The organism is Bacillus sp. PDNC022 (assembly GCF_016919285.1).
In the GTDB taxonomy this organism is placed as follows: Bacteria; Bacillota; Bacilli; order Bacillales; family Bacillaceae; genus Bacillus; species Bacillus safensis.
In genome coordinates, this window is sequence record NZ_CP070345.1 from 2,661,449 (window position 1) to 2,680,305 (window position 18,857).

Here is an 18,857-nt window from a genome sequence, read left to right on the forward strand (position 1 = left end):
CCCCCCTTTTAAGATGATTTACGACCAAAAATCAAATACACAATAGGACCGACACTCGCCACAAACACGATCACCAACGCCCAAACCCACTTCACCTCTCCTCTAATTCTCGATGGATCTCTTTTCAACAAATCAAACAAACCAATCACCATCAATATCGCTTGCAGCAAAATAAGAGGTAAAATCATTTTCATATCCATCCACGCCACTCCTTTTCAAACGCCAATTTGTTTTGGTATTACTTCTTTTGACGACATGAAGAGAGGATTCGTTCAAACGGATTTTATTTTTATCGATCGATTGATCTATAAGATAGAAAAAAGCCCAGTGAAGGTTAGTTCACTGGGCTTGCTTTTTATTCTCATGATGAACCTCGCAAAATCTTTTCCATCTTCTTTCCTTTCGCTAACTCATCAATCAGCTTATCCATATACCGAATGTTTTTCATGGTTTCTTCCTTAATGTCCTCTACCCGAACACCACAAATGACTCCTTTGATTAAACTGCGGAAAGGATGAAGCTCAGGAGCCTCAGCAAAAAAGGTTTCAATGTCTATCTGTTTATCTATCTGTTCCTGCAGCTCTTCTGGACTGTACCCTGTTAACCAACAAATAATCGTATCGACTTCAGCCTTTGTTCGTCCTTTTCTCTCTGCCTTTGCGATGTAGAGAGGATAGATTTTTGCAAAGCTCATTGTGTAAACTTTATGTTTGGTCATGTGCTCTTCTCTCTTTCTTTTTTAAATATTTAAGCTGTATTACCTTCTCTATTTCCCGCTCTCTTAGTATGCCTACTCCCTTTTTATTACCTGCATTTTTTTTGAAAGATCTATATTTATGAAATTGAACGAAACAGAATCCTAGAAATACACAAATCGGTCCTTCGACCGTGGCAGGACCACCAATCAACAAATAAGAACTTATAAACAATGCGATATAACTAATTAAGAAAAAATAATTCCCCACTTTTCCTTTTTTAAATATTTGCTCATGACTCAGCTCCTTTGAAAATGTACGCTGTTAACGAATCTATCTTCCATTTTAATTAGCTCTTTAGACACAAAAATACCCTTTAGACAATTATATCTAAAGGGTATCAAAATGTTACTTTGAAATAAAGTTTGATCATTTTCTTAAGTGCTGCTTCACAGTTTCATCCATTAGTAGAACAGTGATACTAATAAATTATACAAAGAATGAATAATAATTACTGACCAAAGTGAGTTACTTTTCTTATATAAAAATCCAAATAGAATACCCAATACAAATACCGTTAATATGGAACCTAGAATATATGGGAATTCAAAAAGACCTTTATAAAACCAAATAGGAAAATGAATCGACACAAAGAGTAAGGATGTAATTGCATTTGCTATCCAGAACTTATAAGAATCCATTAGTTTTCTTAATAAAAAACCTCTAAAGACAATTTCCTCAGTGATTTCAACTAACAGAATTGTATTAAGCCACTCATTAAACCCCATTTGAAAATCAATATCATTTTTTAAAACGGTTAAATTGAAAATGAAATAGAATATGAAAACTAAAGACACCCAACCTACCCACTTAAACCCCTTTTTAAAGTTATGACGTAATCCTAAATAGGAGAACGGATTGCTTTTCTCCATAACTTTAACCAAAAATATAACGGGAATGACCCAAATGGCTATTTTGATAACGGCTGATATCATGGCCCTTGGTATGGAATCCATCATGTCTAAGTATTGGACGAACCATATTTCTCTCGCATACCAAAGAGCAAAAAGAATAATGAAATATACCCAAATATAATTTTTATTTGTTTTTAATAAAATTTGTGACTCCCCCCCTTACAACTATTGGACCGGTTAATTGAACAAGTAAATCAAAGTTTCAAACAACTTATTATTACTCAACCACAGGTAATGAAGGAATGATTGTTTCTCCCTCTATACAAATGAACTTTCTTCATTTGTATAAATGATAATAACTAAAATTAGGCATCTCTTTTACGGTAAAATACAATTGCTACTGTAATAAAGATCAGTGTCCATAGCATTGAAATACCTGTTCCTTGCATTGGTGTAAGGATATTTATTTCATTAGAGGAAGGCGGCATATACATATAATTTCCTGCCGTATCCGGAAAATAATTTTTAATACTAGGTAGAAAATCTCTCAATAATGGACCAACAATGAAATAATGACCCAGCAGTACCACTAATGCAGGAGTGGTTCGTCTGAATAAAGAACCTATAGCTGCACTAAGAAGGGTGGTTAATGTGAGATAGCCTGTTGCACCTACTAAAGTTTTTATCATAGCGTCTATTTCAATCACTAATGCTGTGTCTCTCATCATAATAAAAGCATATAGTACACCTGATCCAGCCATAATAAACGCCATAGGAATGGTTACAATTGCCAAGGCTAAATGCTTCGTGGATAATTGAAAACCACGCCAAGGAATCGTAGTTAAAGTAGTTCGAATCTGTCCACCCGTATACTCCGAACAAGCAGCTAAGATACCAAGAATAATAAACCCCACTTGAAGATATCCCATAGAAGCAAGTCCTATATTCAGTATACTTTGCGTTTCTGCTGCCTCTTGTAGACCAGCAGAAGTAAAAGCTGCTGCTAAAACTAAATTTAGAATGAATGTACCCATAAGAGTGCGCCATACCAACGGTAATGTAACTAATTTATCCAGTTCTGCACCAAGGATTAATGTTATCTTTCTACTAGAAAAGACATTCATGATGCAACGTCCCTCCTATGGAATACAATGGCTGCTATAATGAAAAAAACAGCTACCCAAGCAAACATGATTAAACCACCTTTGAATGGGGTGTGAAATCTGTCGCTCGTAAACATAAACATATCAAGGCCAGCCCTATCTGGTAAGTAAAACGCTAATTTTGTAACCTTAGTAAGGAGGTAAGAGACTGTCACAACAGATGAATTTATCATGAGCACAGCAAGCGGGATAATGCCATTCTTAGTAAGAACCGTAATCCCAAATGCTAAAAGAGCAGTAAACATCCAGTAACAAATTGCACCGATCAGTCTTGATGTTTCAAATGCAGGGGCGTATTCACCAAGGATAAGATTTGTTGCTGACACAGTTGTTAGAATAGCAACAACGGAAAGCATTATACTGATCACTGTCACAGCACTTGCTTTTGCCAGTAAAAAGTGGAAACGAGATGAAACAACGGTTAAACTCGTTGTAATCTGATTCCCTCCACCAGATTCACTGCTCTCTGTCACATACTCACTGCTGACAGCAAGCACACCAAGAATAATGATACCTTGCACACCAAGACCTAATCCAATATAGCCAACTTCTGATAGTCGTGTGCTAACTCCAGCTATAATCTCCTCTTTTTCTACTATGCTGTCCAAAGCAGAAATGACCGCAGGGGCAAATGCTCCAAGAAGAAAGGCAAGCCAAATGCTCGGCAGGGAGAACAATTTAGATAGTTCTGCGGTGAATGCTTTCATACAACATCACCCGTATTTTCAGATGTCAGGGCAAAAAAGGCCTCCTCCAGCGTGTTATGGTTACCTATTACTTCTTCCAATGTTCCGTCTGCAACGACTTTTCCATGATGAATAATTACCACATCATCAACTGTCTCTGCAAGCTCACCCATTAGATGACTGGATAGTAATACCGTTTTACCAGACGCAGCACGTTCACGTAAAAATGTCCGGATCCAACGAATTCCTTCTGGATCGAGCCCGTTTACGGGTTCATCTAAAACCAATATTTTTGGATCACCAAGTAGTGCAGCTGCCATTCCAAGCCTTCTCCCCATACCAAGGGAATAATTCCCAACCCTTTTCCCGGCTGCATTCGTTAGACCTACTATTTCCAGAACTTCCTCGACACGTGAGCGAGACAATCCTGCGGCACAAGCAATCCAACGTAAGTGTGCCCGTCCTGTCCGCATACGATGAGCTCCAAATCCATCAAGTGCAGCACCTACTATTGCTAGAGGATTCTGTAATTCTGCGAATGGCACTCCATTAATTAGTGCACTCCCAGAGGTGGCACGATCTAATCCAAGCAGGATGCGAAGTGTAGAACTTTTCCCTGCACCATTTGGACCTAAAAAACCAGTTACTCTACCAGGTCTAGCTTTAAAACTGACACCTGATAAGATTTCTTGATTTCCTCGTTGTTTGACTAAGTTATTAATAGTAAGCAACCATAACACTTCCTTTCTGTTATGGTTCTCATTATAAAAAAGCAAAGTTACATCTTAGTTATCCTGTTGTTTACTTCTGGGTTAACTTTTGGTTAAGCCCTGCCAATAGCTACTCTTGTGCCATTTTCAGTTGATATAAAGTCAGCTTTCAGCTTCATTTTTTTCAACATATAATTTGAAGCCGATAATCCAATTCCCGCCCCACGCTCATAGGATGAGTGATCCATACCTGGACCTTTGTCTGCAACAATGATCTGTTCCTTTTCTACATCAACAACAATCTTTGCATACTTTCCCTCTGCTGCATGGCGAAGAATATTCTGAAATAGATTGTCCAGAACCCTCGTCATCCATTTGGGATCTACTACCCAATAAAAAGTTCTCTCTGTCGGTAAATCAACATCGAACTGAATTTCTAATTCTTCAAATACAGGATACCACGCAGCAACTGATGCTCTTACTAAACGTACAATATCTGTTGAAGTGGGTTGAAAAGGATGTTTCCCTGATGTAAGCAAAGTATATGAAAGTAAATCATCCATTAAATCTCCGACTCTTGTAATCGTATGGTTCATCTCTGTTAATGAGTTTTGTCCTTCTAAACTCATTGATTCTTTATTTAATCCGGTGACATGTCCTCTCAAAATGGTAAGTGGCGTTCGTAAGTCATGAGATAAATTTGCTATGAGTCTATGTCGTAATAATTCCTCTTCATATTCTCGCTTACGACTGTCTTCAAGACGCTGAATCATCCAATTAAAAGAACTTCCTAACTGGTCTATTTCATCCATAAGATCCGTTTGAACAGATACTGGTTTAGGAAATGAGTTATTATTAGCTGAAAATGACATGACTTCTTGTAAGTGGGTGAGACGTTTACGAAGTCTCAAGAAGAACAGCCAAGATATGACAACAAATGTAACAATAATAAAACCAAACAAAAGTACGATAAAGTAAAACAGATTTAACTTCATTTCTTTTTCATTAATATCAGTAACCCCAACGAACGCAGTGAAGAAAATAAGCACAAGAGGAGGAAAAAAGATAAATAGAAAATGTACTTTGAGAAAACGACGAAATAATGATCTATTCTGTTTCATAGTTTCACCCGATATCCTATTCCCTTCAACGTTTCGATAATTTTTGGAGAATCTGGATGACGTTCCAACTTTTGACGCAATCGATGGATATGCACCATTATTGTTTTATCACCAGTAATATAAGCTTCTTGCCAAATGGCTTCGTAGATTTGTTCTTTGGGTAAAACCTGATTAGGATGGCGTAAGAAGTACATTAATATTTGATGTTGTTTCCCTGTTAAAATAATTTCGTCACCTGTGCGTTTGTCGTATACCATTTGAACTTCTGGATCTACTTCAATATCATCACCTAATGAAATGCGCTCGGAATGTGTTCCACCACTTCGACGGATTAATACTTCTAATCTTGCAACTAATTCATCCGTATGGAATGGTTTCGTTAAATAGTCATCAGCAAATTGTAAACCATCTACTTTATCATCTATCGATGTTCGAGCAGATAACAGCAATATAGGAACGGCAGGAGCTGCTTTCTTTAATCGTTTTCCCACAGTAAATCCGTCTAATCCGGGTAACATGATATCCAAAATAACTATCTTATGCTGATTTACTTCTCTTTCGGCTCCTTCACCTGAAAGCAGCCATTGAACTGAAAACCCTCGCTGTTCCAATTCTTTTTTTACCCAACTGCCTATTTTCACATTATCTTCTATATATAACACGCTTCTTTTCAAGTAACATCCTCCTCTCTGAACATTTTTCTATAAAATTCCTGAACGCTTGAATCCCATCATGTTTTTATATCCATTAACGGTAGTAAAAGAAATTGTTCTCGAATATCAACACTAAAACCAGAATGTTCAGTTAAATAAAAGTAGTTTCATTCCATATCCGATAAAAACTCATGCTGTCTTTTTGTTTTTATTCCATTTAAACGAGTAGATCGCCCTCATGAGGATATATCATGAATTTTTAACCAAGGCATATAATCTAATCCTATACCAGAACTTCGATTTTTTTAATCCATATATCAATTTTAGATGGTCTTTTTCTTTTAGACATAAAAACACCCCTTTGGCTAATCAAAACCAAAGGGGATAAAACGGTGTTAACTTTTTTGCAAACGGTACGACTTTATTTGTAATTCACATCAAAAATACGATTTTATTTAAAACCTACTCCACTGTCACACTCTTCGCAAGGTTACGTGGTTTATCCACATCACACCCACGGTGAAGTGCTGCGTAGTAAGCGATTAGCTGTAATGGTACAACAGATGCAAGTGGTGCAAGTGCTGGGTGTACAGCTGGAAGGACGAAACGGTCGCCTTCGTCTTCTAGGCCTTTTAGTGAGATGACACATGGGTTTGCTCCGCGTGCAACAACTTCTTTGACGTTACCGCGAATGCTGAGGTTCACGTGCTCTTGTGTTGCAAGGGCAATGACTGGTGTGCCTTCTTCAATTAAAGCAATTGTGCCGTGTTTGAGTTCTCCGCCAGCAAAGCCTTCTGCTTGGATGTAAGAGATCTCTTTTAGCTTCAGTGAACCTTCAAGGCACACATAGTAGTCAAGTCCTCTTCCGATAAAGAATGCGTTACGTGTCACTGTGAAGAAGTCACGAGCGATTTGTTCCATTTCATCCTTTTGATCGACAAGGGCTTCCATTGCGTTTGCGACAATACCAAGCTCTTTCACAAGATCAAAGTCAAGAGATTGACCATTTAATTCAGCTGCAACTGATGCAAGGATTGCAAGTACAGCGATTTGTGCTGTGTAGGCTTTTGTTGAAGCCACTGCGATTTCTGGTCCTGCATGAAGAAGCAATGTGAAGTCCGCTTCACGAGAAAGCGTAGATCCTGGTACGTTTGTGATCGTTAATGCTTTATGACCAAGCTCTTTCACTTGAACAAGTACAGCACGGCTGTCCGCAGTCTCTCCAGATTGAGAAAGGAAGATGAACAACGGCTTTTTCGATAGAAGCGGCATGTTGTAAGAGAATTCACTTGCTACATGGACTTCTACAGGTACTTTCGCCCAGTCTTCAATGTATTGTTTACCGACAAGACCTGCATGGTAGCTTGTTCCGCAAGCCACAATGTAAATGCGGTCTGCTTCTGCTACTGCGCTTGCGATATCGCCAGCAACTGACAGCTTGCCGTTTTCGTCTTGATATTCTTGGATGATTTTGCGCATAACAAGCGGCTGTTCATCCGTTTCTTTTAACATGTAGTGAGGATATGTGCCTTTCTCAATGTCGCTTGCATCAAGCTCAGCGATATAAGAAGGACGTGTCATGATATCACCGTCAAGGTTTTTAATAATAACCTCGTCTTTTGTGACAATGACCATTTCTTTATCCATTAATTCCGCATATTCGTTTGTTACTTGAAGCATCGCCATTGCGTCAGAAGCCACAACGTTGAAATCTTCGCCGAAACCAACCAATAATGGGCTTTTGTTTTTCGCCACATAGATTGTTTCTTTGTTTTCGTTATCGAAAAGGGCAATCGCGTAAGAGCCTTTTAGTTGAAGAAGCGTTTGACGGAAAGCTTCTTCTGTATCAAGACCTCTGTTTACAAATTGTTCGATGACTTGAACAACAACCTCTGTATCTGTGTCGCTTTTTAGTGTGACGTCTTGTAAATATTCGCGTGTCAATTGTACATAGTTCTCGATGACACCGTTATGAACAAGCGTAAAACGGCCAGAAGCACTTTGATGCGGATGCGCATTTAGATGGCTTGGTACACCGTGTGTTGCCCAGCGTGTATGTCCGATTCCTGCTGAAGATGCTACGTTTGCATCCACGACTTCACGAAGCTCAGCGATACGTCCTTTTTCTTTGAACACATGCACGCCTTCTTCGTTTGCCACAGCGATACCTGCTGAATCATACCCGCGGTACTCAAGCTTCTCTAAACCTTTTAATAAGATTTCCTTCGCATCATTCTGACCAATATAACCTACGATTCCACACATAAATATTCTTCCTCCCGATCATGTGAAAGGGACAAAGAAAGCCTACTAAAATAGAAGGGACATTTCTTCGTCCCTCTCTACATGTTTAATTTGGGAGATCATGTGTATTCCCTTTGTACAAAGAGTCACCTCTTTGCTTTAAAGAAACACTTGCGGCTGTGATCTCTTTTTTTGATCAGCCGGGAGGCATCCGCCGAAAATTCGATAACCTCCATCCTCGTCAACTAAGCATCTTTCGTCCGATCGCTTAGTTCGGGCGCTATAATTATAAGAGAGTTCCTGAACATCTACCCTGCCTTTCCTGATAGAATAAAAAGCCAGTAACACAAGGATGATTGTACTATAAGGTCTGACCTCCGTCAATCACAATGTAGCGGGTGATCCCCTTCATTTGAGAAAGTAAGACCTCCATACACTATATGCGATGAGGCTTGTCACGTTCTACCTTTGATGTGCTCTCCTATGTATGAAGGCAGCTTCAAGTTGCCCTCGCTTATATCATTCGTATAGATCCATACAATTATGTCGTTTATTCAAAAAAAAGCAAACCGCTGCCAGCGGTTTGCTTTCATCTACTACTCAATACCCATTTCTTCTTTCACAACAGCTGTAATTCGAGCCACATATTCATTACATAGCTCTTTTGTTTTCGCCTCTGCCATGACACGTACAAGCGGTTCTGTTCCCGATGGGCGAACAAGGATACGGCCGTCACCATTCATCTCTTTTTCAACCTCTTGGATCACCGCTTTTACTTTTTCATTTTCTTCTACTTTATATTTATCAGACACTTTCACATTCACTAAAAGCTGCGGGAACTTTTCCATTTCCGCAGCAAGCTCTGATAATGTTTTCCCTGTCGCTTTGAGCGTATTCACAAGCATGATCGCAGAAAGCATGCCATCACCTGTCGTATTATAATCAAGGAAAATCAAATGGCCTGACTGCTCGCCGCCGACATTATAGCCATCATTTTTCATCGCTTCGACCACATAGCGGTCACCAACAGCAGTTTGAATGCTCTTAATGCCTTGCTTCTCAAGCGCTTTATAGAAACCAAGGTTACTCATGACCGTTGACACGACGGTGTCATCCTTTAATCGGCCTTCATCCTTCAAATAACGTGCACATATGTACATAATTTGATCGCCGTCTACGATATCACCTTTTTCATCGACTGCAATTAAACGGTCACCGTCACCATCAAACGCAAGACCAATATCTGCACCCTTCTCCTTCACAAAAGCAGAAAGTGCCTCTGGATGAGTGGAGCCTACACCATCATTGATATTCAATCCGTTTGGTGATGTTCCCATTGTGGACACATCAGCATCTAAATCTGCAAATAAATGTGTCGCTAGAGAAGAGGTTGCACCGTGTGCACAGTCAAGCGCCACGTGAATACCTGTGAAATCCTCGTCCGCTGTCTGCTTTAAGAATTGCAAGTATTTCTGACCGCCTTCAAAGTAGTCGTTCACCGTTCCAAGATCGGCTCCAACTGGGCGTGGTAATTGATCGACTGGCTGATCCATCAGCTGCTCAATTTCGTTTTCCTGTTCATCTGACAGCTTAAAGCCGTCACCGCCGAAGAATTTAATGCCGTTGTCTTGAACTGGATTGTGTGAAGCAGAAATCATGACACCCGCTTCAGCATCCATTGCCTTCGTTAAATAAGACACACCAGGTGTTGAGATCACACCTAGACGCATCACTTCAGCTCCAATTGAAAGTAAGCCTGCAACAAGCGCTCCTTCTAACATATGACCAGATACACGTGTGTCTCGACCAACGAGTACCTTTGGACGTTCTTTATCCTTCGTGAGCACATAGCCGCCAAATCTCCCAACTTTAAATGCGAGCTCTGGCGTTAATTCGCTATTCGCTACACCCCTTACACCATCAGTTCCAAAGTACTTGCCCATGTTTCAATCGCTCCTTTTTTACCATTCAAGAGGACGCTTCGTCCTCTTTTTTATCTTCTTTGACCCGCTGTCTTTGACTCGATTCTTTCTTTGCTTTATCTTGCGTGGATTCTTCTTTACTCTTCTCACCCTGATCATCGTCATCAGATGATTGATCCTTCTGATCATTCGTAGACGCCGGCTGATCCTCTGTATCAGTAGAAGTGAGTTTCACTTTGACCTTTGATCTTGATAATGTCCATGTCACATTTTGAGGTCCATTCACTTGAACTTTGACCTCATGGGTTCCTTCGTTCAAGTCCCCTGCATTGATATAGGCTTCAACATCTGAAGCCTTTAGTTTATCAATCGCACTCTTTGATCCCTTTGCTGTTAACGTGAGCCGTCCAGAAGAGGGGCTCACAAAATCAGATGTGAGATCCTTGCTCAAACCCACGACAGAAATCGGTACATTATCGATCTTTTTTTCTTCAGCTGTTGCAACCTTCACTTTGATCTTAACGGTTTCGGGTGATACCTTTTTCACCCCATCTGGCAGGGGAATATCGGCATCTATCTCCGTATCATCTTTAATCTTGCTTAGGTCCAGCTTGACACCATCAATAAAATCAAGTGCATCCAGCACCTTTTGAGAGCCGTACACTGTGACCTCACTCGGGCTTGTCTCAATGCTTGAGATGCTGATCCCTTCTGGCATGCTGCCCGTCCGCTCAATTTTAAACGGAACCTTTTTGCTCGGGCTTGAGATTGGAACCGTAATATCCACCACGGACGGACTCACTTCGACTGGCAGCTCATTCCCGCTGCTATCATACACAGTGAGCTTCGCCTCTTTTTCAATTTGCTGATCGACATCCTCTAAGTTCACAAAAGCTTTAATGACAGAAATTTTGTCGATGACGTCCTTTGATCCAGTGACCGAGACCTTTTTCGGATTCACAATGGGCTGTTCAGGTGAATAGCCGTCTTTGATTTTATTTTGATTATAAAATTCAGTTTCAACTGGAAATTCAGCTGTCGTTTTTTCTTGTATCGTCACAGTTGTCACAGAAGGATTAATCGATAGTGTGAGTCCCTTCGATACATCTCTTGCCTTCAGCTCCACTTTATGTGTGCCTGTCGATAAGTTCTGCATGTCTGCGTAAATTTCAAAATTCTTTGTTTGTCTTGCTGTTTTCACAGCACTTGTTGATCCTTTAATCGTGACATTGACTGTCTGCGGCACACCAGTGACAACGTACTTCTCGTCATCATAATACGCTTTAACAGGAATGTCGGTTAAAGTTGCTTCATCTGTCGTCGATGTTGGGAAAAAGGATTCACCGATTTTTTTCGGCGTGGGCGCTTGCGCTGAATTGACTGCACCATACAGCAATAAAGCGAAGACCAATGCAAGAAGCTTAACGGCCCAGCGATTATTCAAAATCTTATCCATTTTTCTTGCCCCTCCAATACCATTTGGTCGAGGAAGCATCTTTGCTGTTCTTACTAAATTCAGCAATCAGCATTTCTTCAAGCGCTTCTTCTGTCAATTCTCGGTGGAGATCACCATTTCTTGCGACAGAAATACCGCCAGTTTCCTCAGAAACGATGACAGTTAAGCTGTCTGTCACTTCACTTATCCCAACTGCCGCCCTATGACGCGTCCCAAGCTCCTTAGAGATAAAAGGGCTTTCTGACAGCGGTAAATAACAAGCCGCAGCTGCAATCTCATCCCGCTTCATAATGACAGCACCGTCATGAAGCGGTGTATTCGGAATGAAAATGTTAATGAGCAGCTCTGAACTCACCTTTGCATTCAAAGGAATTCCTGTCTCTATGTAATCATTCATTCCGGTATCGCGCTCAATTGTCAGCAGCGCGCCAATTCTCCGTTTTGCCATATAGTTAATTGCTTTTGTAATTGCCTCGATCGTTTTCTGCTGCTGTTCCTCTACAGGTGTCCCGCTTCTTGAGAAGAAACGGCCGCGCCCAAGCTGCTCAAGCGCTCTCCTTAGCTCTGGCTGAAAAATAATAATGATCGCAAGGAATCCCCACGTAATCGCTTGATCCATCAGCCATTGAAGTGTGTTAAGACCGAGATACGCACTTCCCATCCTGACGAGAACAATGACCACAATTCCCTTTAAAAGCTGAACCGCTTTTGTTCCGCGGATGACCATCATTAATTTATATATCACATACCAAACAACGAGAATATCAACAGCATTACCGAGGTACTGCAAAAAAGGAATATCCCCTAAAGCCATTTCCTCGTCCTCCAGAATTTTCAGTTATTCTTCGTTTGATGCATTTTTTAATAAAAAAAGAGCCTATGTATCAATACATAGCGTGGCTATTATACCACATTTTGTTTCAGCAAGGAAAATAGTTACCATATCTGGCTGACTGGCTAGTATGCTTGAATCTCACCAATGTATAGAAAAAGAGCAGCCCCCTTTAGAGACTGCTCTTAAACCGATTGAGTTACTTTTGCTCCTCTGGACCAATGACCCGCATCACGTTTTGTGCTGTTGATTTCATTTTGTACCAGATCCAATCAAACACTTCATTAATTTCATTAATTTGACCAGTGACTTGTCCGGCAGAAGCAGTCAGCTGTTCCCCATTGACGACGGTGACATTTCCATCAACCTTGCCTTCTACAATCAGCTTACCATTTTTGACAGTGATATCACCTTTTACGGTTTCCCCTTTAGGTACGGTCACTGTATCATTTTCAACGACGAGATTGGGCTGCTTCGACACACTGAAATTATGATCGGTATTCCAGCTTGTAAACAGACTGCCTCCCATCAAAATGAGAAAGAGGGCAGCGGCTACCATCAGCGGGTGAGCTTTGATCCATCTTTGAACCGACACACGCTTTTTCTCCTTCGGAAGACCTGCCATCACCTTTGCAGTGAAATCAGATGGTGCTTCTATATGAGATGTACTCTGCACTAGCGCGATGGATTTCTCAATTTGTTGAAAATGAGTACGGCACTCCTCACACGATTGCAGATGGCTTTTTAATTCTTTTTCGTCTTGGGGCTCAATGTCCCCGTCTAAATACTGATGCATAAGCTGGACGATTCTATCCTGACAGCTCATCAAAATCACCTCACTCAAAGGTCTCTCAACTGTTTCCGGAGAGCCTCTCTACCCCTGTGTATTCTCGTTTTCACCGTACCAACTGGTATATTCAGAATCTCACTAATTTCTTTTAATGAGAGTTCATCAATATACTTTAATACGATGACCGAACGATATTTGTCGGGTAATCTTAGAATTTTTTGCTGAATGGTACTCGATAATTCAAGAGACACCACCTCATCCTCTGGCAAAATGCCATCAGCAGCAATTTGAGAATACATATTTAATCCTTCTGTTCCTGCCACCTCTGCATCTAAATAATAATCCGGCTTTTTTTTGCGAATACGGTCGATGGTCAGGTTGGTTGCAATGCGGTACAGCCACGTGGAAAACTTACGATTCACATCAAAGCTTTCGATATTCACATAGGCACGAATAAACGCCTCCTGCGCAATATCCTCCGCTTCATGTGCATTCCCAAGCATACGGTAGCACAGCTGATAAATTTTGTCTTTATACAGGTCTACGATGTCCGTAAATGCGTTCTGGTCGCCTTTTTTCACTTGCTTAATTCTCTTTTTAATCATTGTGTCCATAGTATATTCAACCTCTGCCTTCACCGGTCTTTATGTATACGAACCTCTTTCCAAAAGGTTTCATTCTCCTCTAAAAAATAGTGTAACAAATTTTTGACAGTGTGTTACGCTTATCAACCGGTAAAAACCTTAACATATCCTTAAATTTTCCCAAAACAAAAAAGAACGGGAACAAGTCCCGCTCTACAATAGCTTTTCACCCATTAACGATCCAATTAGTGCCACAGCCGCTTCTGCTGTTTTATTTTTCTCATCTAATACCGGATTTACTTCAACAAATTCAGCAGACGTTAAAATACCCGCCTCCTCTAAAAGCTCCATTGCGAGATGACTTTCCCGGTAACTAATGCCGCCCGCTACCGGTGTGCCTACTCCAGGGCACTCCGCTGGATCTAGTCCGTCTAAATCAAGCGACAGATGGACACCATCTGTTCTTTCCTTTAGATACGCAATGGCTTCCTCCATCACCCTTGTCATCCCTAAACGATCAATTTCATGCATCGTATATACTTTAATGCCTTTCTCTCGAATCAATGCCCGTTCTCCTTCATCTAAGGATCGAGCACCAATTAAAACGACATTTTCAGGCTTCAATTTAGGAGAATAACCGCCAATGTTTGTTAAATCAGCATGCCCAAGACCGAGACTGACAGCAAGCGGCATGCCGTGGATATTCCCAGATGGAGACGTTTCCTCCGTATTCAAATCCCCGTGTGCATCATACCAAATGACACCTAAGTTTTCATAATGCTTGGATACCCCAGCAAGAGTTCCAATCGCAATGCTATGATCACCGCCTAAAATGAGCGGAAACGAACCTGACTGCACAATACTGTCAACCTTCTCGGCAAGCAGCCGATTCGCACCAGCATTCTCCGTCAAATTTTTTAGCTTTTCACTTGTATATAAACCTTTCTCATCATCTCTTTGTTCAACTCGAATATCACCTAGATCCTCTACATCAAATGAGAGCGTTTCCAATTTTTCTTTTACACCTGCACATCGAATCGCACTCGGCCCCATATCGACGCCCCTTCTCGTTTGCCCCAAGTCCATTGGAACTCCGACAATCGTGACCTTCTTTTCCTCTCCCATATGTACATCCCCTTTCCGTTCATGATTATATTTTACTTTCTTGATGCCTTCTGACTCAACTCAACAACATTTTGAATAGTTATACATTCACTCTGCCAACATAAAAAAAGACACCTTTTTCAAAAAGGTGTCTTAACTGGGCTAGCTGGATTCGAACCAACGCATGACGGAGTCAAAGTCCGTTGCCTTACCGCTTGGCTATAGCCCAAAAATGGTGGAGGGGGGCGGATTCGAACCGCCGAACCCGGAGGGAGCGGATTTACAGTCCGCCGCGTTTAGCCACTTCGCTACCCCTCCACATATGGAATTGATAAAGAAAAAACAGTGCCGGCAAGAGGACTTGAACCCCCAACCTACTGATTACAAGTCAGTTGCTCTACCAGTTGAGCTACACCGGCATATGGTGGAGGATGACGGGCTCGAACCGCCGACCCTCTGCTTGTAAGGCAGATGCTCTCCCAGCTGAGCTAATCCTCCACATCATGGTGACCCGTACGGGATTCGAACCCGTGTTACCGCCGTGAAAGGGCGGTGTCTTAACCGCTTGACCAACGGGCCAGTTTGTCAAGTTTGTTGTTTCCGTGAAGCTGACAAAAGTTATTATATACAGGTTGTCCCCCTTTTGTAAAGGGGATTTTTATTTTTTTTATTTTCTAACTATTCACTCCCTATTCGTTCAACATTTCGACTGAAATATAATTTCAATATTCAAATATAATATTGAAATTTCATATCATACTCAATATACTGAAAATGAAGAAATAAGGAGGTATGTCACATGCAGCCATCTCAACTGCGTTCTTTGACAACAGAATCAAGAAACCCCAACACAATGGGAATTTCACAAGCAGATCCGCTTGAAATACTCCAGATGATCAATGAAGAAGATATGAAGGTCGCTCAAGCAGTCAACCTTGTACTTCCACATGTCAAAACAGCAAGTGACTTTGCCTATGAATCCATCTCAAATGGAGGCAGACTCGTTTATTTAGGCGCCGGAACAAGCGGCAGAATTGGCGTAATGGATGCTGTCGAATGTCCCCCAACCTATAGCGTCTCACCTGATGTGATTGTAGGAATTATGGCAGGAGGAGATTCTGCTTTTTCTCAAGCTGCTGAAGATGTGGAAGACAGTGAAGAAGCTGGCAAACAGGATTTAGTACAAATTCACCTGACATCAAAAGATACAGTCGTCGGTATTGCCGCAAGCGGCAGAACACCTTATATCATCGGTGCTTTAAACTACGCAAAGTCAATTGGTGCAAAAACAGTAGCCCTCAGCTGCAATGAACAAGCAGAAATTAGCGAGCTTGCAGATTGCGCCATTGAGGTCATTGTGGGACCAGAAGCCATCACTGGGTCAACAAGAATGAAAGCGGCATCCGCTCATAAAATGATTTTAAATATGCTTTCCACCTCAGTCATGATCAGACAAGGCAAAGTATATGAAAACCTGATGGTTGATGTAAAAGTCAGCAATCATAAATTAAAAGAACGCGCCATCACCATCATTCAACATGTGACAAACGCTTCCTACGAACAAGCCGTAAAGACTCTTGAAGCAGCAGATTTAGAAGTCAAAACCGCCATCGTCATGCTCCAAACAAACGCAGACAAGAAAACAGCCAAAGATTTACTCAACAAAACGAATGGCCATATCGACAAAGCGATCTCACGTTATCAATCCTAAAGGAGGCAGAGCTCATGTCAGCAGGTGGACTTACCCTACTACACACAATCAAATCAAAGCTTCCCCAATCTGAAAAAATCATTGCAGACTATATCCTTGCCCATCCTGACAAAGTCATTAAAAGCACAGTACACGAAATTAGTCAGGCAGCTGGCGCAAGCAGCTCTGCAGTCATCCGCCTTTGTAAATCTCTCGGGCTGGATGGCTATCACGATTTAAAAATGCGGATCGCTGGAGACTTGATGCATGACGATAAACAAGGCTACAGAGACATCGAACAAGATGAACCGCTTCAATCCATTATTCAAAAAACAGCAGGAAACTCGATTCAATCGATTAAGGACACCGCTTCTATTTTAAATGCAGAAGCTTTAGAAAAGGCTGTTCAATTACTGATGCATGCAAATCAAATTCATTTTATCGGTGTTGGTGCATCTGGCATCGTCGCAGCTGATGCCCAGCAGAAATTTCTCAGAATTAACTATGCAGCAACAGCCTTCACTGACATGCACATCGCATCCACAGTCATCGCAAATGCGGGAGAGAATGACATTGTGTTTGGTATATCCTTTTCAGGAGAAACGTTAGACATCATTCAAGCCCTTCAGCTCGCAAAAGACAATCAAGTGAAAACCATTGCTTTAACGCATCCAGGTCATACAAGCGTTTCTGCTTTATGTGATGTTCACCTATCGACGTCCGGTTCCAATGAAGCACCTTTTCGCAGTGCTGCCACTTCCTCTAGAATGGCACAGCTCTACTTAATTGATGTCTTGTTCCTCAGTTTAGCTTCCCGTCAATATGAAGAGACAGCGCAATATATTGACAAGACAAGGCATGCCATCCGCTCCATGAAACGAAAATCAAAGGGGGATTCAACATGAGTCATCAAAAGAAATATCAGCAGTTGGCGAAAGACATTCTTTCACTCTGTGGTGGTTCTGAAAATATCTCTTCGCATACACATTGTATGACACGGCTCCGAATTACACCGATTGACAATGAAAAAGTTCATATCACAGCAATTAAAGAACTCGATGGCGTCATTGGCGTCGTCGAAGCAGAAACGCTTCAAATCATTTTAGGCACTGGCGTTGTCAACCAAGTATCAAGTGCGTTTGAAGAGCTGCTAAATGCCTCTGGCTCTTATGATTTAAACAACGAAGCTCAAAAAAACAAGCAAGCCATTTCACAAAAGAACCGCACCCCGTTCAAGCTGTTCTTACGGCGGATTGCCAGCATTTTCATTCCAATTATTCCGGCACTAGTTGCCTCAGGTCTGATTACCGGGATAACAAAAGCAATCGTGCAAGCAGGCTGGCTTGACGAAAAATCTCAAGCTGCGATTATTTTAACGGTTATCGGTTCTGGACTTTTCGCTTATCTCGGTATATTAGTCGGAACAAATGCCGCAAAGGAATTTGGAGGCTCTCCTGCATTAGGCGCATTAGCTGGTATCCTTATTATTAACCCAGCCTCCGCAGACATTATGTTATTTGGCACAAATATTCTACCAGGCAGAGGCGGACTCATCGGTGTTCTTCTAGCCGCCATCTTTATGGCACTTGTGGAAACCCGAATTAGACGCTTCGTCCCGCAATCACTTGATATCATCGTCACACCAACCATCACACTGCTCATTACAGGCATTTTCACGTACGTTGTCTTCATGCCAGTCGGCGGATTTATATCTGATGCCATCACCTCAGGACTGACTTACCTATTAAATATGGGCGGAATTTTCGCAGGGTTTGTTCTTGGTGCGACCTTCCTCCCACTTGTTGTAACAGGACTTCACCAAGGGCTGACACCGATTCATATGGAACTTATCAATTCAATTGGAGATGACCCGCTTCTGCCAATTCTCGCTATGGGCGGTGCAGGACAGGTCGGCGCTGCATTCGCCATTTATATGAAAACAAAAAAGAAAAAGCTCAAAAGAGCCATTGCTGGTGGGCTTCCTTCAGGGATGCTGGGCATTGGCGAACCACTCATTTTTGGTGTCACACTCCCGCTGGGACGACCATTTCTCACCGCTTGTCTTGGTGCAGGAATCGGCGGCGCATTTCAAGCCTACTTCCAAATTGCGACGAAAGCCATCGGAGTATCCGGTCTTCCATTAACCTTTATTGTTCACACACATCAAATGCTTCTTTACTTAATTGGACTATTTATCGCATATGTTGCTGGATTTTTCTTCACATACTTATTTGGATTTCATGATGATATGGCTGTTGAATTCGAGGATCACAATCAATAAGGAGGTCTAGAC

The 18,857-nt window shown here is 41.5% G+C and carries 18 protein-coding genes, 5 tRNA genes and 1 pseudogene; 3 read left to right on the forward strand and 21 right to left on the reverse strand.

What is annotated here, in order from left to right; genetic code table 11:
* Positions 1–8: 8 nt before the first annotated feature.
* From JVX94_RS13555 to JVX94_RS13650, 21 genes and pseudogenes are all read right to left on the reverse strand, one after another.
* Positions 9–200 carry a PLD nuclease N-terminal domain-containing protein gene (locus JVX94_RS13555; protein ID WP_048238247.1) on the reverse strand — a complete coding sequence of 64 codons (192 nt, stop codon included), beginning with the start codon at positions 198–200 and terminating at the stop codon, positions 9–11.
* A gap of 161 nt (positions 201–361) precedes the next feature.
* Positions 362–718, reverse strand: coding sequence for a DUF2200 domain-containing protein (locus JVX94_RS13560; protein WP_205183518.1), 357 nt, complete (start codon positions 716–718; stop codon positions 362–364).
* A 441-nt stretch (positions 719–1,159) separates the two neighbouring features.
* Entirely contained in the window at positions 1,160–1,714 is a 555-nt protein-coding gene (locus JVX94_RS19795; protein WP_481748184.1) for a CPBP family intramembrane glutamic endopeptidase, read from the reverse strand.
* Positions 1,715–1,974: 260 nt separating this feature from the next.
* Positions 1,975–2,733, reverse strand: coding sequence for an ABC transporter permease (locus JVX94_RS13570; RefSeq protein WP_144472678.1), 759 nt, complete (start codon positions 2,731–2,733; stop codon positions 1,975–1,977).
* Positions 2,730–3,479: an ABC transporter permease gene (locus tag JVX94_RS13575; RefSeq protein WP_144472676.1), complete on the reverse strand. Its 750-nt coding sequence runs from the start codon at positions 3,477–3,479 to the stop codon at positions 2,730–2,732. The genes JVX94_RS13570 and JVX94_RS13575 overlap by 4 nt, the downstream gene beginning before the upstream one ends.
* Positions 3,476–4,189, reverse strand: coding sequence for an ABC transporter ATP-binding protein (locus tag JVX94_RS13580; protein WP_111291575.1), 714 nt, complete (start codon positions 4,187–4,189; stop codon positions 3,476–3,478). The genes JVX94_RS13575 and JVX94_RS13580 overlap by 4 nt, the downstream gene beginning before the upstream one ends.
* 92 nt (positions 4,190–4,281) lie before the next feature.
* Entirely contained in the window at positions 4,282–5,289 is a 1,008-nt protein-coding gene (locus JVX94_RS13585; RefSeq protein WP_144472674.1) for a HAMP domain-containing sensor histidine kinase, read from the reverse strand.
* Complete coding sequence (locus JVX94_RS13590; RefSeq protein WP_111291577.1) at positions 5,286–5,963, reverse strand: response regulator transcription factor; 678 nt, start codon at positions 5,961–5,963, stop codon at positions 5,286–5,288. The genes JVX94_RS13585 and JVX94_RS13590 overlap by 4 nt, the downstream gene beginning before the upstream one ends.
* A 74-nt stretch (positions 5,964–6,037) precedes the next feature.
* Positions 6,038–6,291: pseudogene (locus JVX94_RS19735) on the reverse strand (heteromeric transposase endonuclease subunit TnsA); the annotation flags it as partial.
* Between the two features lie 113 nt (positions 6,292–6,404).
* Complete coding sequence (gene glmS, locus JVX94_RS13595; RefSeq protein ID WP_008360582.1) at positions 6,405–8,207, reverse strand: glutamine--fructose-6-phosphate transaminase (isomerizing); 1,803 nt, start codon at positions 8,205–8,207, stop codon at positions 6,405–6,407.
* A 575-nt stretch (positions 8,208–8,782) separates the two neighbouring features.
* Positions 8,783–10,129, reverse strand: a complete 1,347-nt coding sequence (gene glmM / locus JVX94_RS13600; protein ID WP_075612272.1) for a phosphoglucosamine mutase — start codon at positions 10,127–10,129, stop codon at positions 8,783–8,785.
* Between the two features lie 25 nt (positions 10,130–10,154).
* Complete coding sequence (locus JVX94_RS13605; protein ID WP_095407573.1) at positions 10,155–11,564, reverse strand: CdaR family protein; 1,410 nt, start codon at positions 11,562–11,564, stop codon at positions 10,155–10,157.
* Positions 11,557–12,378, reverse strand: a complete 822-nt coding sequence (gene cdaA / locus JVX94_RS13610) for a diadenylate cyclase CdaA (protein WP_008344027.1) — start codon at positions 12,376–12,378, stop codon at positions 11,557–11,559. The genes JVX94_RS13605 and cdaA overlap by 8 nt, the downstream gene beginning before the upstream one ends.
* Before the next feature lie 217 nt (positions 12,379–12,595).
* A complete protein-coding gene (gene rsiW / locus JVX94_RS13615; protein ID WP_081123889.1) occupies positions 12,596–13,222 on the reverse strand; it encodes an anti-sigma-W factor RsiW in 627 nt (208 codons plus the stop codon).
* Between the two features lie 14 nt (positions 13,223–13,236).
* Entirely contained in the window at positions 13,237–13,800 is a 564-nt protein-coding gene (sigW, locus tag JVX94_RS13620) for an RNA polymerase sigma factor SigW (protein WP_034324045.1), read from the reverse strand.
* A gap of 183 nt (positions 13,801–13,983) precedes the next feature.
* Positions 13,984–14,895 carry an arginase gene (gene rocF, locus JVX94_RS13625; RefSeq protein ID WP_095407572.1) on the reverse strand — a complete coding sequence of 304 codons (912 nt, stop codon included), beginning with the start codon at positions 14,893–14,895 and terminating at the stop codon, positions 13,984–13,986.
* A 136-nt stretch (positions 14,896–15,031) separates the two neighbouring features.
* Positions 15,032–15,103, reverse strand: a tRNA-Gln gene (locus JVX94_RS13630).
* A 4-nt stretch (positions 15,104–15,107) separates the two neighbouring features.
* Positions 15,108–15,192 (reverse strand) — tRNA-Tyr (locus tag JVX94_RS13635).
* 28 nt (positions 15,193–15,220) lie between these two features.
* Positions 15,221–15,293: transfer RNA gene (locus tag JVX94_RS13640), tRNA-Thr, on the reverse strand.
* 3 nt (positions 15,294–15,296) lie between these two features.
* Positions 15,297–15,372, reverse strand: a tRNA-Val gene (locus tag JVX94_RS13645).
* Between the two features lie 6 nt (positions 15,373–15,378).
* A tRNA-Glu gene (locus JVX94_RS13650) sits at positions 15,379–15,453 on the reverse strand.
* Between the two features lie 220 nt (positions 15,454–15,673).
* On the opposite strand from JVX94_RS13650, the gene murQ reads away from it, so the two are divergent.
* From murQ to JVX94_RS13665, 3 genes are read left to right on the forward strand one after another with little or no spacing between them, the layout of a single operon-like run.
* Positions 15,674–16,585 carry an N-acetylmuramic acid 6-phosphate etherase gene (murQ, locus tag JVX94_RS13655; protein WP_203129142.1) on the forward strand — a complete coding sequence of 304 codons (912 nt, stop codon included), beginning with the start codon at positions 15,674–15,676 and terminating at the stop codon, positions 16,583–16,585.
* Positions 16,586–16,599: 14 nt separating this feature from the next.
* Positions 16,600–17,469, forward strand: coding sequence for a MurR/RpiR family transcriptional regulator (locus JVX94_RS13660; protein WP_144486070.1), 870 nt, complete (start codon positions 16,600–16,602; stop codon positions 17,467–17,469).
* Positions 17,466–18,845, forward strand: coding sequence for a PTS transporter subunit EIIC (locus JVX94_RS13665; protein ID WP_041115368.1), 1,380 nt, complete (start codon positions 17,466–17,468; stop codon positions 18,843–18,845). Before JVX94_RS13660 ends, JVX94_RS13665 begins: the two co-directional genes overlap by 4 nt.
* Positions 18,846–18,857: the final 12 nt, after the last annotated feature.